This window comes from Cedecea sp. B1(4) (assembly GCF_059414925.1).
Genome location: NZ_JCAHMZ010000009.1, coordinates 1 through 14,042, shown reverse-complemented (window position 1 = coordinate 14,042; position 14,042 = coordinate 1). Strand labels below are relative to the sequence as shown.

Sequence of the window (14,042 nt, the reverse complement as noted above, 5' to 3'; positions counted from 1 at the left end):
CATTCGTCAATTGCTACGAAATCGTTTCAGCAAACGAGGAAATGACGCGAATTTATGAAATTTAATTACCAACTTCGCTCATAAGCATTTCTTATAAGAATAGCGATTATTCCAGATTAAAAAGGGGGTAAAACCCCCTTTCACCGCGATTAATCAATGCCAACAAAAATGATGCACTACCTGGGTAATTAACTCCCGGGTTGGTTTGATGAAGCGGGTATCGATGTATTCATCCGGCTGGTGAGCCTGGTTGATGGAGCCAGGACCAAGCACAAGCGTTGGGCATACGGTCTGGATAAACGGTGCTTCGGTGCAGTAGTTCACCACTTCCGTTTGCGCGCCGAGCAGTTTCTCAACTACCTGCACGAGCTGGTGGTCCGGCGGGCATTCGTAGCCTGGAATCGGCGGATGAAGTTCAGAGACCGTCAGGCGGCCAGGCCAGCGCTGGCTTACCGGTTCTAATGCTTCAGTCAGTAAACCGTTCAGATCGTTTAATGTCATACCCGGCAGCGGGCGAATGTCCATGTGAAGTTCGCAACATGCACAAATGCGGTTTGCCGCGTCGCCGCCGTTAATGTGCCCTAAGTTGAGGGTTGGATACGGCACGGTGAAGGCGTCATGGTGATAGCGATCTTTTAGGGTATTGCGCAGCGTGAGAATGTGGCCGATGGCATCATGCATCAGTTCAATGGCGTTGACGCCGCGTGCGGGATCGCTCGAGTGGCCGGACTGCCCCAGAATACGAATGGCGTTAGACAAGTGTCCTTTGTGCGCACGTACCGGCTGTAGCGATGTCGGTTCACCGATGATCGCACAGTCCGGGCGAAGCGAGGTTGTTTCAGCGAAATAGCGTGCACCTGCCATGGTGGTCTCTTCATCGGCGGTGGCCAATATGTAGAGCGGCTTTTTCAGGGTTGTCACATCCACGTCGCGCAGTGCATCCAGAATGAACGCGAAGAACCCTTTCATGTCGGCGGTACCCAGGCCGTAAAGCTTGTTGTCGTGCTCGGTCAGGGTAAATGGGTCCCGCGTCCAGCGGCCATCGTCGAACGGCACAGTATCGGTGTGCCCTGCCAGTAACAGGCCGCCAGCGCCCTGGCCGCTGCTCGCCAGCATATTGAATTTATTGCGAGTGCCTGGCACAGGCTGAATTTCGACGTTAAAACCGAGGTCGCGGAACCAGCCCGCCAGTAAATTGATTAAAGACTCATTGCTTTGATCCAGCGCGCTGTCGGTGGCGCTGATGGAAGGTGTCGCGATCAGGGCGCGGTAGATCTCGATAAAAGGCGGTAATTTCATCTTCACTGTTGACAGGCCTTAGGTTAGGATAGTATCAATATTCATGCATTAATTGTGAATAAAAATACAATAACGTTGAGCGTAAAGGAACAGTTAAGCGTTCCGGTGAATAAAAAACCACGCTAACGGACGTGGGTGAAAGCGTCAGGCTGGCACTCTGAGCAGACCGAAAAGACAAGGTGAACGACCCAGATGTTGAATACGCTGATTGTGGGTGCAAGCGGTTATGCAGGCGCAGAGCTTGTAAGCTATTTGAATCGCCATCCTGATATGAACATAACCGCTTTGACGGTTTCAGCGCAAAGTTCAGATGCAGGAAAATTGATATCTGATTTGCATCCACAGTTAAAGGGCATTGTTGATCTGCCGCTGCAGGCGATGTCCGACATCAGCGAGTTCAGCGAGGGTGTGGATGTGGTGTTCCTCGCCACCGCCCACGAAGTCAGCCACGATCTGGCTCCGCAGTTCCTGGCGGCAGGCTGCGTGGTGATCGATCTTTCAGGCGCGTTCCGCGTTAACGACCCGGCGTTCTATGAACGTTATTACGGTTTTACCCATAAGCATCCTGAGTTGTTGGAAAAAGCGGTTTATGGCCTGGCCGAATGGCAGGGCGCGGCGCTCAGAGAGAGCAATTTAATTGCCGTGCCGGGCTGCTATCCGACGGCGTCTCAGCTGGCGCTGAAGCCGCTGATCGATGCCGATCTGCTGGATTTGAACCAGTGGCCGGTGATCAACGCCACCAGCGGCGTTAGCGGTGCCGGGCGCAAGGCCGCGATTTCCAACAGCTTCTGCGAAGTTAGCCTGCAGCCTTACGGTGTGTTTAATCATCGCCATCAACCAGAAATCGCTACCCATCTTGGCGCGTCGGTAATTTTCACTCCGCACCTCGGCAATTTCCCGCGTGGCATTTTGGCGACGATTACCTGTCGCCTGAAAGCTGGCGTTACGCAGCAACAGATCGCGGAGACGTTTACCCAGGCTTACGGCGACAAGCCGCTGGTTCGCCTGTACGAAAAAGGCGTTCCGGCGCTGAAAAATGTGGTTGGCCTGCCGTTCTGCGACATCGGCTTTGCCGTGCAGGATGAGCACCTGATTGTTGTTGCCACCGAGGATAACCTGCTGAAAGGTGCCGCGGCGCAGGCAGTACAGTGTCTTAATATTCGTTTTGGCTTCGCCGAAACGCAGTCCCTTATTTAACCGTCGGTCGGGTGAAATGATGAATCCTTTAATTATCAAATTGGGCGGCGTGCTGCTGGATAGCGAAGAGGCGTTAGAGCGTCTGTTTACTGCGCTGGTGAACTATCGCCAGTCCCATCAGCGTCCGCTGGTGATTGTTCACGGCGGCGGTTGCCTGGTGGATGAGCTGATGAAGAAGCTGGCACTGCCGGTACAAAAGAAAAATGGCCTGCGTGTGACGCCTGCCGACCAGATTGACATTATTACCGGTGCGCTGGCAGGCACAGCCAACAAGACGCTGCTGGCCTGGGCGAAGAAGCATGGCATTAACGGCGTTGGCTTGAGCCTCGGTGACGGGGATAGCGTTACGGTGACTCAGCTTGACGAAGCGCTTGGTCACGTCGGTCTGGCTAAACCGGGTTCGCCAAAACTGATTAATACGCTGCTGGAAAACGGCTTCCTGCCGATTGTTAGCTCCATCGGTGTGACCACTGAAGGCGAACTGATGAACGTCAATGCGGATCAGGCGGCAACGGCGCTGGCCGCAACGCTCGGCGCGGATTTGATTCTGTTGTCCGACGTGAGCGGTATCCTGGACGGTAAAGGTCAGCGCATCGCTGAGATGACGGCGGCCAAAGCCGAACAGCTGATTGAGCAAGGCATTATTACCGACGGCATGATTGTGAAAGTGAACGCGGCGCTGGATGCGGCCCGTACCCTGGGGCGCCCGGTGGATATTGCCTCATGGCGCCACGCGGATCAGCTACCCTCTTTATTCAACGGTGTGGCTATCGGCACCCGGATTCTGGCATAGACAAAGAATAGTTTTAACAAGGACAAGACAATGCAAAATCACGGCATCAAAAAAATCGTTCTCGCATACTCTGGCGGCCTCGACACTTCAGCCATCATTCCATGGCTGAAAGAGAACTACGGCGGCTGCGAAGTGGTCGCCTGCGTGGTGGATATCGGTCAGGATCGTGAAGATCTGAAAGGCGTTGAGCAGAAAGCGCTGCGCTCCGGGGCGTCTGAGTGCTACGTGGTCGATGCGCGTGAAGAGTTTATCAGCGACTATGTTTACCCTGTGCTGCAGACCGGGGCGCTGTATGAAGGCAGCTATCTGCTCGGCACTTCTATGGCGCGTCCGCTGATCGCTAAAGCGCTGGTGGATGTGGCGAATAAAGTGGGTGCAGATGCGCTGTGCCACGGTGCGACCGGTAAAGGTAACGACCAGGTGCGTTTTGAATCTACCTGGGCCGCGCTGGCTCCGCATCTGAAGGTTGTTGCCCCGTGGCGTGAGTGGAACCTGCGTTCCCGTGAAGCGCTGCTCGATTACCTGAAAGAGCGTGATATCCCGACGACTGCCTCACTGGAAAAAATCTACAGCCGTGACGAAAACGCCTGGCACATTTCTACCGAAGGCGGCGTGCTGGAAAGCCCTTGGAATGCCCCGAACAAAGACTGCTGGGTGTGGACCGTTGACCCGCAGGAAGCGCCGGATCGGGCTGAACAGGTCACTGTGACCGTTAAGCAGGGCAAGGTTGTGGCCGTGAACGGCGAAGCGATGAGCCCATTCAAGTGTCTGGAAACCCTGAACGCTATCGGGGCCAAGCACGGTATTGGCCGTATCGACATCGTTGAAAACCGTCTGGTGGGTATTAAGTCTCGTGGTTGCTATGAAACCCCAGGGGGCACCATTATGATGGCTGCTCTGCGTGGCGTTGAGCAGCTGGTGCTGGATCGTGACTCTTTCAAATGGCGTGAGCAGTTGGGTCTCGAAATGTCCTACGTCGTGTACGATGGCCGCTGGTTTGCACCTCTGCGTAAATCTCTGCAGGCATCTGCCGAGTCGCTGGCAGAAGAAGTAAACGGCGAAGTTGTGCTGCAGCTGTATAAAGGCCAGGTGACGGCGATTCAGAAAAAATCCCCGAACAGCCTCTACAGCGAAGAGTTTGCGACCTTTGGCGAAGATGAAGTTTACGATCACAGCCACGCGGGCGGCTTTATCCGTCTGTTCTCGCTCTCTTCCCGTATCCGTGCGCTGAACGAACTTAAGAAGTAATTTTTTACCCTCACGTGTTCCCAGGCCGGGAATGCGTGAGGGGCAAACGAATATCAATATGATGAATGGAGCATGACTATGGCACTTTGGGGTGGGCGTTTTACTCAGGCAGCCGATCAACGGTTTAAGCAATTCAATGACTCTTTACGCTTTGACTATCGCCTGGCTGAGCAAGACATCGTAGGTTCTGTCGCCTGGTCCAAAGCGTTGGTCACCGTGGGCGTGCTGACTGAAGCTGAGCAACAGCAGCTTGAGCAGGCCCTGAAAGTCTTGCTGGAAGAAGTGCAGGTTAACCCGCAGGCTATTCTGGAAAGCGACGCGGAAGATATTCACAGCTGGGTGGAAGGCAAGCTGATCGATAAAGTCGGTGCGCTGGGTAAAAAACTCCACACTGGCCGTAGCCGCAACGATCAGGTCGCCACCGACCTGAAGCTGTGGTGCAAAATGCAAATCAGCGAGCTGCTGGTTGCCACCCGCCAGGTACAGCAAGCATTAATTGAAACAGCCGAAGCCAATCAGGATGCGGTGATGCCGGGTTATACACACCTGCAGCGCGCGCAGCCGGTCACTTTTGCTCACTGGTGCCTGGCGTACGTTGAGATGCTGGCGCGCGATGAAAGCCGTTTGCAAAGCACTCTGCAGCGCCTGGACGTCAGCCCACTGGGCAGCGGCGCGCTCGCAGGCACCGCCTATGAAATTGACCGCGAACAGCTTGCCGGCTGGTTAGGTTTTGCTTCCGCGACCCGCAATAGCCTCGACAGCGTTTCTGACCGCGATCATGTGCTGGAACTGCTGTCCAACGCTTCTATCGGCATGGTTCACCTGTCCCGTTTTGCAGAAGATCTGATCTTCTTCAACACCGGGGAAGCCGGTTTTGTTGAGCTGTCCGATCGCGTGACTTCTGGTTCTTCCCTGATGCCGCAGAAGAAAAACCCGGATGCGCTGGAGCTGATCCGCGGCAAGTGCGGCCGAGTGCAGGGTGCCCTGACTGGTATGATGATGACCCTCAAAGGCCTGCCGCTGGCGTATAACAAAGATATGCAGGAAGACAAAGAAGGCCTGTTCGACGCCCTCGATACCTGGCTTGATTGTCTGCATATGTCAGTGCTGGTGCTGGACGGCATTCAGGTTAAACGTCCTCGCTGCCAGGAAGCCGCTGAGCAAGGCTATGCCAACGCCACCGAGCTGGCGGATTACCTTGTTGCTAAAGGCGTGCCGTTCCGTGAAGCTCACCACATTGTCGGCGAGGCTGTCGTCGAAGCGATTAAACAAGGTAAAGCGCTGGAAGCCTTAACCCTGGCCGACCTGCAGAAATTCAGCGCGGTTATTGGCGACGACGTTTATCCGATTCTGTCGTTGCAATCCTGCCTCGACAAGCGCGCCGCGAAAGGCGGTGTTTCACCTAAGCAGGTTGCTCAGGCTATCGCTGACGCGAAACAGCGCCTGGTCTAATCCCCTCGAAATTTGAACAAAAAAAAGCGGACATACTGTCCGCTAAAAGTTCACGTTGGCTTTAATAATTCGTCAGGTTCAGAGAACAGAGAGTCTCTGCAGCCGCGCGTCGTTCTGGGGTAAGTCAGAGCGATGCGCCTTGCTGTTGCTGGCTATTATTCACCAACATTGCTTGATAGGGATAATCGTTCGTTGCTATGCTATCTATCGCCATGAACTATCGTGGCGCAGGAGGATAGAGAATGAATATTCGAGATCTTGAATACCTGGTGGCGCTGGCCGAGCACCGCCATTTTCGTCGGGCAGCGGATGCCTGTCACGTTAGCCAGCCGACCCTGAGCGGCCAGATTCGCAAGCTGGAAGATGAGCTGGGCGTTATGCTGCTGGAGCGTACTAGCCGTAAAGTGCTGTTCACCCAGGCGGGGTTGCTGCTGGTGGATCAGGCGCGGACGGTGCTGCGTGAAGTCAAAGTACTGAAAGAGATGGCAAGCCAGCAGGGCGAAGCGATGTCCGGCCCGCTGCATATTGGCCTGATCCCAACCGTGGGGCCTTACCTGCTGCCGCAAATTATTCCTATGCTGCATCAGACTTTCCCTAAGCTGGAAATGTATCTGCATGAAGCCCAGACCCATCAGCTGCTGGCACAGCTCGACAGCGGCAAGCTGGACTGTGCCATTCTGGCGCTGGTAAAAGAGAGCGAAGCGTTTATCGAGGTGCCGCTGTTTGATGAGCCGATGGTGCTGGCGGTTTATCAGGATCACCCGTGGGCAAACCGCGACCGTGTGCCGATGTCCGATCTGGCCGGTGAAAAGCTGCTGATGCTGGAAGACGGGCACTGCCTGCGCGATCAGGCTATGGGCTTTTGCTTTGAAGCGGGTGCGGATGAAGATACCCATTTCCGGGCAACAAGCTTAGAGACGCTGCGTAACATGGTGGCTGCAGGAAGTGGCATCACGCTTTTGCCAGCCCTGGCTGTGCCGCATGAACGCCAGCGAGACGGCGTAGTTTATCTGCCGTGTTATAAACCAGAACCGCGTCGTACCGTCGGCCTGGTTTATCGTCCGGGATCACCGCTGCGCAGCCGCTATGAGCAGCTGGCAGAGGCCATCCGCACGCAGATGGATGGCCATTTCGACTCAGCGCTAAAACAGGCGATTTAAGCCGTTAAGCGCCGCTACCCGATAGGCTTCCGCCATTGTTGGGTAGTTAAAGGTGGTGTTAACGAAGTACTCAATGGTGTTACCGCCACCTTTCTGCTCCATAATCGCCTGGCCGATGTGAATGATTTCGGCCGCGCGCTCGCCAAAGCAGTGGATCCCCAGAATCTCTTTCGTCTCACGGTGGAACAGAATTTTCAGCGTCCCAACGTTCATACCCACGATTTGCGCCCGCGCGAGATGTTTAAACTGCGCCCGGCCCACTTCGTAAGGTACTTTCATCGAGGTTAGCTGTTGTTCCGTTTTGCCCACGGAGCTGATTTCTGGAATGGTGTAGATGCCGGTCGGTATATCTTCGATCAGATGCCCCGTGGCTTCCCCTTTCACCAGCGCCTGAGCGGCGATACGGCCTTGATCGTAGGCAGCTGAAGCCAGGCTTGGATAACCGATCACGTCACCCACCGCGTAAATATGCGGCAGCGCGGTCTGGTACATGCTGTTGACCTTGATGAGTCCACGGCTGTCGGCTTCGAGCCCGATATTTTCCAGCGCCAGTGAATCTGTATTCCCGGTACGTCCGTTGGCGTAAAGCAGGCAATCCGCCTTCACTTTTTTGCCGGACTTCAGAGAAACAATCACACCGTCGTCCACGCCTTCAATCTTCTCAAACTCTTCGTTGTGGCGAATAACCACGCCGCTGTTCCAGAAGTGATAGGAAAGTGAATCCGACATTTCCTGATCGAGGAAAGCCAGCAGGCGATCGCGAGTGTTGATCAGATCAACTTTGACGTTCATCCCGCGGAAGATCGATGCGTACTCACAGCCGATCACCCCGGCACCATAGATGATCACATGGCGCGGTTCGTGATGCAGGCTGAGAATTGAGTCGCTGTCGTAAATACGTGGGTGGGTAAAATCAACTTCTGGTGGGCGGTAAGGGCGAGAACCGCAGGCAATGACAAACTTCTCGGCGGTGTAAGTTTCGACCGACCCATCGTGGCACAGAAGCTCGACAGTGTGCTCATCCACAAAGTGCGCATCGCCCTGCAGCATCTCGCAGCGGTTACGCTCGTAAAAGCCCTGGCGCATACGGGTTTGCTGGTTAATCACGCTGTCAGCGTGGTTCAGGATGTCGGCAAAAGAGGAGCGGAGAAGGTGAGTGTGGTCGCTGTATAACGGGTTTTGATTGAATTCAATAATGCGGCTGACGGCGTGGCGGAGGGCTTTCGAAGGGATGGTGCCCCAATGGGTGCAACCGCCGCCGACATTGTGGTAGCGCTCAATCACCGCTACCCTGGCTCCTTGTTTCACCAGCCCCATGGCGGCACCTTCGCCTCCGGGACCGGAACCAATCACTATTGCGTCATAATCGTAGGTTTGTGGCATGGTAAGGCTTACCTGTTTTTATACATAAAGGCAACACGATGGTAACATCAACCAGGAATTTCCCCAATTCTCGTTGTGCTTTTTCCCGCCTGGGCAGGTCAATGTTCCGTAAACAATCATTCACAATACACTATAAAAGCGGTAGCTTGATTCTCTGATATAGTTCCAGCTCTGTTTGAAGGATTCAGGCAATATGATGGGTGTAAGAGCGCAACAAAAAGAGAGAACCAGGCGTTCTTTAGTCGAGGCAGCATTTAGCCAGCTAAGCGCCGAAAGAAGCTTTGCCAGCCTGAGCCTGCGTGAAGTTGCCCGCGAAGCCGGTATTGCGCCAACGTCATTTTATCGCCATTTCCGCGATGTTGATGAACTCGGTCTTACAATGGTAGACGAAAGTGGCCTGATGCTGCGGCAGTTAATGCGGCAGGCGAGGCAGCGCATCGCCAAAGGCGGCAGCGTGATCCGTACTTCAGTGTCAACGTTCATGGAGTTTATCGGCAATAACCCTAACGCTTTCCGCCTGTTGTTGCGTGAACGTTCAGGCACGTCTGCGGCGTTTCGTGCCGCGGTTGCCCGTGAAATTCAGCACTTCATTGCGGAACTTGCCGACTATTTAGAACTCGAAAATCGCATGCCTCGCAGCTTCACCGAAGCGCAGGCGGAAGCGATGGTCACGATTGTTTTTAGTGCAGGTGCCGAAGCGCTGGACGTTGATATTGAACAGCGTCGTCAGCTCGAAGAGCGACTGGTGTTGCAGCTACGTATGATCTCGAAAGGGGCTTACTACTGGTATCGCCGGGAACAAGAAAAAATGGCACTGGCTCATTTATCCGAAGAGTGAAGGAACGAGCAATGAAACAGTTACAAGATAGAGGTACGCTGGCGCTGGCGTTTATCGCTGGTCTGTCGATTAACGGTTCTTTTGCCGCGCTGTTCAGCTCGGTTGTTCCGTTCTCGATATTTCCTATTATTGCTCTGGTGCTGGCGGTTTGTTGCCTGCATCAGCGCTATCAGAACCGTACGATGCCGGTTGGGTTACCGAGCCTTGCTGCAGCCTGTTTTGTGTTAGGCGTGCTGCTTTATAGTTCAGTGGTTCGCGTTGAATACCCGGCGATTGGCTCTAACTTTATCCCTTCGATTCTGTCGGTGGTTGTGCTGTTCTGGATTTTGTTTAAAGTTCGCTCCCGCAAATCAGAAGCGGCTGAGTAAGCCCGATAAATAGCAAAAAGGACGCCGAGGCGTCCTTTTTCTATTTGCGCGTGAGCAGTACGCCGCATTCCATGTGATGCGTGTACGGGAACTGGTCAAACAGCGCCAGACGGGTGATGTTGTGAGTCTGGGATAATGTTTCCAGGTTCTCGCACAGCGTCTGTGGATTGCAGGAGATATAAAGGATGTGCGGGTAGGCCTGCACCATTTTTACCGTGTCAGCATCCAGGCCGCTGCGCGGTGGATCGACAAAAATGGTTTCGCACTGATAGCTTTTGAGATCGATTCCCTGCAGGCGGTTAAACTCCCTTACGCCGTTCATCGCTTGGGTAAACTCTTCCGCCGCCATGCGGATAATCTGCACGTTATCAATATTGTTGGCTGCGATGTTGTACTGCGCCGCAGCCACGGACGGTTTAGCGATTTCGGTCGCCAGCACGCGGTCAAAGTTGCGGGCCAGAGCCAGCGAGAAGTTGCCGTTCCCGCAGTAGAGCTCCAGCAGGTCGCCGTTTGAATTTTCTGTCGCGCTCAGCGCCCATTCCAGCATCTGAATATTCATGGCCGCGTTTGGCTGAGTGAAGCTGTTCTCAACCTGGCGGTAAATCATCTCTTTACCGGCAACCGGCAGGCGTTCGTCGATAAAATCCTGGTCCAGCTCAATCTTGGTTTTTGTTGCACGGCCAATCAAATGCACGTTAAAGCCGCGGGCGCGCAGGCTGTCGCGCAGCGCCTCGGCATGCTGCTGCCATTCATCATCCAGCTTGCGGTGGTAGAGCAAAGACACCACGGCCTGATTGCTCAGGGTAGTCAGGTAGTCAATCTGGAACAGCTTGTGGCGCAGGGCTGGAATATCGCGGACGCCATCCAGCATAGCTGGCATCAGGGCGTTAATAAGCTCGCTGGCTGCCGGGAAGCTGTTGACCCGGATACGGCTTTTAGTCTGCTGATCGAACATGATGTGATACAGGTCATCACCTTCATGCCAGATGCGGAACTCAGCTCGCATGCGGTAGTGACTTACCGGTGAGCGGAATACCTCCGGGGCCGGTGCGGCAAAAGGCGCCATCATGCCTTCGAGGCGAGTGACTTTTTCCGCCAGTTGCGCGTCGTACTGATCTGTCGGGAGGTGTTCAGGGGTCATGGCTAGCCATCCAGTCGGTCAATGAATACAAACTACGCGGCGATTGTAGGGATTCGACCCGGGATGTCCAGCCCGATCGCGTTAAGAAGTTCAGCCGGAAGTCTGGACATCCGTATAAGCCTAACGGTAGCATGGCTTTTCCGGCCTCCTGATAGTTAAAAGGGAACCCAGTGTGATTCTGGGGCTGACGCGCAGCGGTAAGGAACGGCAAGATGAACGCATTATGCAGACACTGCTTTCTTATATAAGCGGGAAGTCCTCATCTTAATTAAGCCCCCAAGCCCGAAGACCTGCCGGAACGACGTCGCAAGTGATATGGCTATCGCGTGCTATTTGCCATATCTGCGGCATCCTATTAGAAAGTGGATGCTTATATAAATGATGATAAAGAAGGTTTCGCTGTTGACGGCTCTGTCCGCAACGGCTTTTTCAGTTTGGGCGCAGGACAGCAATACCGACAACACTCTGGTGGTCACTGCGAACCGTTTTCAGCAACCGGTAAGTAGTGTTCTGGCGCCGACTTCGGTGGTCACGCGTGAAGATATCGATCGCTGGCAGTCAAAATCTCTGACTGACGTGATGCGCCGTCTGCCGGGGGTAGATATTGCGCAAAATGGTGGCCTTGGTCAGCTCTCCTCAGTGTTCATTCGCGGGACTAATTCCAGCCATGTGCTGGTGCTGATTGACGGCATCCGCCTTAATCAGGCCGGTGTGACTGGCTCTTCCGACCTCAGCCAGATCCCAGTATCTCTTGTTCAGCGCGTAGAGTACATCCGTGGGCCTCGTTCAGCTGTCTATGGCTCTGATGCTATCGGCGGTGTCATCAACATTATTACCACCCGAGATAAAGACGGCACAACGCTGACGGCGGGAGTGGGCTCAAACGGCTACCAGAACTATGACGCCAGCACGCAGCAAAAGCTGGGGGATAGCACTCGCGTGACTCTGGCTGGCAACTATGAGTACACCAAAGGTTTTGACGTCGTGGCTGAGGGTAATACCGGCGGCCTGCGTCAGCCCGATCGCGACGGCTTTATGAGTAAATCTCTTTACGGAGCGCTTGAGCACAGCTTTTCTGAGCAATGGAGCGGTTTTGTGCGTGGCTACGGCTACGATAACCGTACGTCCTATGACGGCTTCTATAGCAGCTTTACGCCAAACCAACTGGTGGACACCCGTCAGCTCTACAGTCAGACATGGGACGCGGGACTGCGCTTTAATAACGATATCTTCCACTCACAGCTGATTTCCAGCTACGGCCACAGCAAAGATTACAATTTCGATCCGCGCCTCGGTCGCTACGACTCAAGCGCTACCCTGGATGAAATCAAGCAGTACAACCTGCAGTGGACTAACTCTGTTGATCTCGGCGCAGGAAATGTAGGGGCGGGCGTTGACTGGCAGAAGCAAAGCACTGAACCGGGTACTAACTACGTAACTGACGGCTACGACCAGCGTAATACCGGCGTCTATCTGACAGCGCTGCAAAAGCTGGGTGATTTCACCTTTGAAGGCGCCGCGCGTAACGATAACAACTCAGAGTTCGGTAATCACGGCACCTGGCAGAGTAGTGCGGCATGGGAGTTTGTTGAGGGGTATCGCTTTATTGCCTCCTACGGTACGGCGTTTAAGGCGCCAAACCAGGGGCAGCTGTTTGGCTTCTACGGGAACAGAGACCTGAACCCAGAAGAAAGCCGTCAGTGGGAGGGAGCATTTGAAGGGTTAACTTCCGGCGTGACCTGGCGCGTTTCGGGTTACCGCAACCTTGTTGATAACCTGATCGACTTCAACAGCGGGACGAATAGCTATTACAACGTAGGCAAGGCCAATATCAAAGGCATTGAAGGGACGGCTTCCTTTGATACCGGACCCGTGCAGCACAGCGTTAGCTATGACTATGTTGACGCTCGCAATGGCCTGACCGATGCACCGTTGGTGCGTCGCGCTAAGCAACAGGTGAAGTACCAGCTTGACTGGGCGCTCTACGATCTGGACTGGAGCGTAACTTATCATTACCTGGGCTCACGCTACGACACCGATTTCAATACCTATCAAACCGTGAAAATGGGCGGTGTCAGCCTGTGGGATGTTGCCTTGTCGTATCCAGTCACGTCACAGCTGACCGTTCGTGGTAGAATAGCTAACCTGTTCGATAAAGATTACGAGACGGTTTATGGCTACCATACTGCAGGACGGGAATACTACTTGTCTGGCAGCTACACCTTCTGATGCACATCCCACCGTGCTGGTTTTTGACTCCGGCGTTGGTGGGCTGTCCGTCTACAATGAGATTCGGCAGCTTCTGCCGGATCTTCATTACATCTACGCCTTCGATAACGTGGCGTTTCCATACGGCGAAAAGAGCGAAGAGTTTATCGTCGACCGGGTGGTCTCAATAGTGACTGCTGTCCAGCAGCATTATCCTTTAGCCCTCGCTGTTATTGCCTGTAATACCGCAAGCACTGTTTCCCTCCCTGCTTTACGCGAAAAGTTCGACTTCCCTGTTGTTGGCGTTGTGCCTGCTATTAAACCGGCTGCGCGTTTGACGACAAATGGGGTTGTGGGTTTGTTGGCAACACGCGGCACGGTCAAGCGTCCTTATACACACGAGCTTATCTCCCGATTTGCTACCGAATGCAAAATTGAGATGCTGGGTTCTGCCGAACTGGTGGAGCTGGCGGAGGCGAAGCTTCATGGTGAGCCTGTACCGCTGGACGAGCTGCGTAAAATCCTGCGGCCGTGGTTACGGATGTCGGAGCCGCCGGATACCGTTGTATTAGGCTGCACGCATTTCCCTTTATTACAGGAAGAACTGTTGGAAGTGTTACCTGAGGGGACGAGGCTGATTGATTCCGGTGCCGCGATTGCAAGGCGTACCGTTTGGTTACTGGAACATGAAGCGCCTGAAGCGGCGTCTTCAGATCCGAATATTGCCTATTGTATGGCGTTCACACCTGAAACTGCGCAATTAATGCCCGTTTTACAACGTTACGGCTTTGAAAGGCTCGAAAAACTGGCACTTTAGTGCCGTTTTGAGTAAAAAAACGACGCTTGAAAGTTTTTTTCAAATTAGGGGTTGTCAGGCTCTGAGAACTCCCTATAATGCGCCTCCACTGACACGGCGAAGCGGCTTCGAAAGCGGCTTCACAACCCGGTAGTCAGT

12 protein-coding genes and 1 riboswitch are annotated in these 14,042 nt (G+C 54.1%); of the genes, 9 read left to right on the top strand and 3 right to left on the bottom strand.

Annotation, left to right across the window (positions count from 1 at the left end):
* Positions 1-153: 153 nt before the first annotated feature.
* On the bottom strand, positions 154-1,305 hold the full coding sequence (argE, locus tag ACR6JA_RS19085) for an acetylornithine deacetylase (RefSeq protein WP_034808745.1): 1,152 nt from the start codon (positions 1,303-1,305) through the stop codon (positions 154-156).
* A gap of 186 nt (positions 1,306-1,491) precedes the next feature.
* Between argE and argC the strand changes: the two genes are divergently transcribed.
* From argC to oxyR, 5 genes are all read left to right on the top strand, one after another.
* Positions 1,492-2,496, top strand: a complete 1,005-nt coding sequence (gene argC, locus ACR6JA_RS19080; protein ID WP_494494283.1) for an N-acetyl-gamma-glutamyl-phosphate reductase — start codon at positions 1,492-1,494, stop codon at positions 2,494-2,496.
* A 16-nt stretch (positions 2,497-2,512) separates the two neighbouring features.
* A complete protein-coding gene (gene argB / locus ACR6JA_RS19075; protein ID WP_156107012.1) occupies positions 2,513-3,289 on the top strand; it encodes an acetylglutamate kinase in 777 nt (258 codons plus the stop codon).
* 30 nt (positions 3,290-3,319) lie between these two features.
* Positions 3,320-4,537, top strand: a complete 1,218-nt coding sequence (locus ACR6JA_RS19070; protein ID WP_494494282.1) for an argininosuccinate synthase — start codon at positions 3,320-3,322, stop codon at positions 4,535-4,537.
* Positions 4,538-4,615: 78 nt separating this feature from the next.
* Entirely contained in the window at positions 4,616-5,989 is a 1,374-nt protein-coding gene (gene argH, locus ACR6JA_RS19065; protein ID WP_494494281.1) for an argininosuccinate lyase, read from the top strand.
* Between the two features lie 242 nt (positions 5,990-6,231).
* Positions 6,232-7,149, top strand: a complete 918-nt coding sequence (gene oxyR, locus ACR6JA_RS19060; protein ID WP_008457571.1) for a DNA-binding transcriptional regulator OxyR — start codon at positions 6,232-6,234, stop codon at positions 7,147-7,149.
* On the opposite strand, the gene sthA is transcribed toward oxyR, so the two are convergent.
* Entirely contained in the window at positions 7,132-8,532 is a 1,401-nt protein-coding gene (gene sthA / locus ACR6JA_RS19055) for a Si-specific NAD(P)(+) transhydrogenase (protein WP_008457573.1), read from the bottom strand. The two genes, oxyR and sthA, sit on opposite strands and share 18 nt — an antisense overlap.
* Positions 8,533-8,728: 196 nt before the next feature.
* Here sthA and fabR point away from each other — a divergent pair, with 196 nt between their 5' ends.
* Together fabR and ACR6JA_RS19045 are read left to right on the top strand one after the other, a co-directional pair.
* Entirely contained in the window at positions 8,729-9,370 is a 642-nt protein-coding gene (gene fabR / locus ACR6JA_RS19050) for an HTH-type transcriptional repressor FabR (protein ID WP_039289193.1), read from the top strand.
* An 11-nt stretch (positions 9,371-9,381) separates the two neighbouring features.
* A complete protein-coding gene (locus tag ACR6JA_RS19045; protein ID WP_213716117.1) occupies positions 9,382-9,738 on the top strand; it encodes a YijD family membrane protein in 357 nt (118 codons plus the stop codon).
* Between the two features lie 40 nt (positions 9,739-9,778).
* On the opposite strand, the gene trmA is transcribed toward ACR6JA_RS19045, so the two are convergent.
* Positions 9,779-10,879 (bottom strand): tRNA (uridine(54)-C5)-methyltransferase TrmA, encoded by a 1,101-nt coding sequence (gene trmA, locus ACR6JA_RS19040; RefSeq protein WP_494494280.1) that lies wholly within the window; start codon positions 10,877-10,879, stop codon positions 9,779-9,781.
* A 124-nt stretch (positions 10,880-11,003) separates the two neighbouring features.
* A riboswitch (cobalamin riboswitch) is annotated at positions 11,004-11,191 on the top strand.
* Between the two features lie 69 nt (positions 11,192-11,260).
* Between trmA and btuB the strand changes: the two genes are divergently transcribed.
* Entirely contained in the window at positions 11,261-13,108 is a 1,848-nt protein-coding gene (gene btuB, locus ACR6JA_RS19035; protein ID WP_494494315.1) for a TonB-dependent vitamin B12 receptor BtuB, read from the top strand.
* Entirely contained in the window at positions 13,053-13,904 is an 852-nt protein-coding gene (gene murI, locus ACR6JA_RS19030; protein ID WP_213716115.1) for a glutamate racemase, read from the top strand. The genes btuB and murI overlap by 56 nt, the downstream gene beginning before the upstream one ends.
* Positions 13,905-14,042: the final 138 nt, after the last annotated feature.

Excerpts from the sequence above, each read along its gene's own strand:
- argC (WP_494494283.1), top strand. The coding sequence starts at position 1,492 with ATGTTGAATACGCTGATTGTGGGTGCAAGCGGTTATGCAGGCGCAGAG.
- argB (WP_156107012.1), top strand. The coding sequence starts at position 2,513 with ATGATGAATCCTTTAATTATCAAATTGGGCGGCGTGCTGCTGGATAGC.
- ACR6JA_RS19070 (WP_494494282.1), top strand. The coding sequence starts at position 3,320 with ATGCAAAATCACGGCATCAAAAAAATCGTTCTCGCATACTCTGGCGGC.
- argH (WP_494494281.1), top strand. The coding sequence starts at position 4,616 with ATGGCACTTTGGGGTGGGCGTTTTACTCAGGCAGCCGATCAACGGTTT.
- oxyR (WP_008457571.1), top strand. The coding sequence starts at position 6,232 with ATGAATATTCGAGATCTTGAATACCTGGTGGCGCTGGCCGAGCACCGC.
- sthA (WP_008457573.1), bottom strand. The coding sequence starts at position 8,532 with ATGCCACAAACCTACGATTATGACGCAATAGTGATTGGTTCCGGTCCC.
- fabR (WP_039289193.1), top strand. The coding sequence starts at position 8,729 with ATGGGTGTAAGAGCGCAACAAAAAGAGAGAACCAGGCGTTCTTTAGTC.
- ACR6JA_RS19045 (WP_213716117.1), top strand. The coding sequence starts at position 9,382 with ATGAAACAGTTACAAGATAGAGGTACGCTGGCGCTGGCGTTTATCGCT.
- trmA (WP_494494280.1), bottom strand. The coding sequence starts at position 10,879 with ATGACCCCTGAACACCTCCCGACAGATCAGTACGACGCGCAACTGGCG.
- btuB (WP_494494315.1), top strand. The coding sequence starts at position 11,261 with ATGATAAAGAAGGTTTCGCTGTTGACGGCTCTGTCCGCAACGGCTTTT.
- murI (WP_213716115.1), top strand. The coding sequence starts at position 13,053 with ATGGCTACCATACTGCAGGACGGGAATACTACTTGTCTGGCAGCTACA.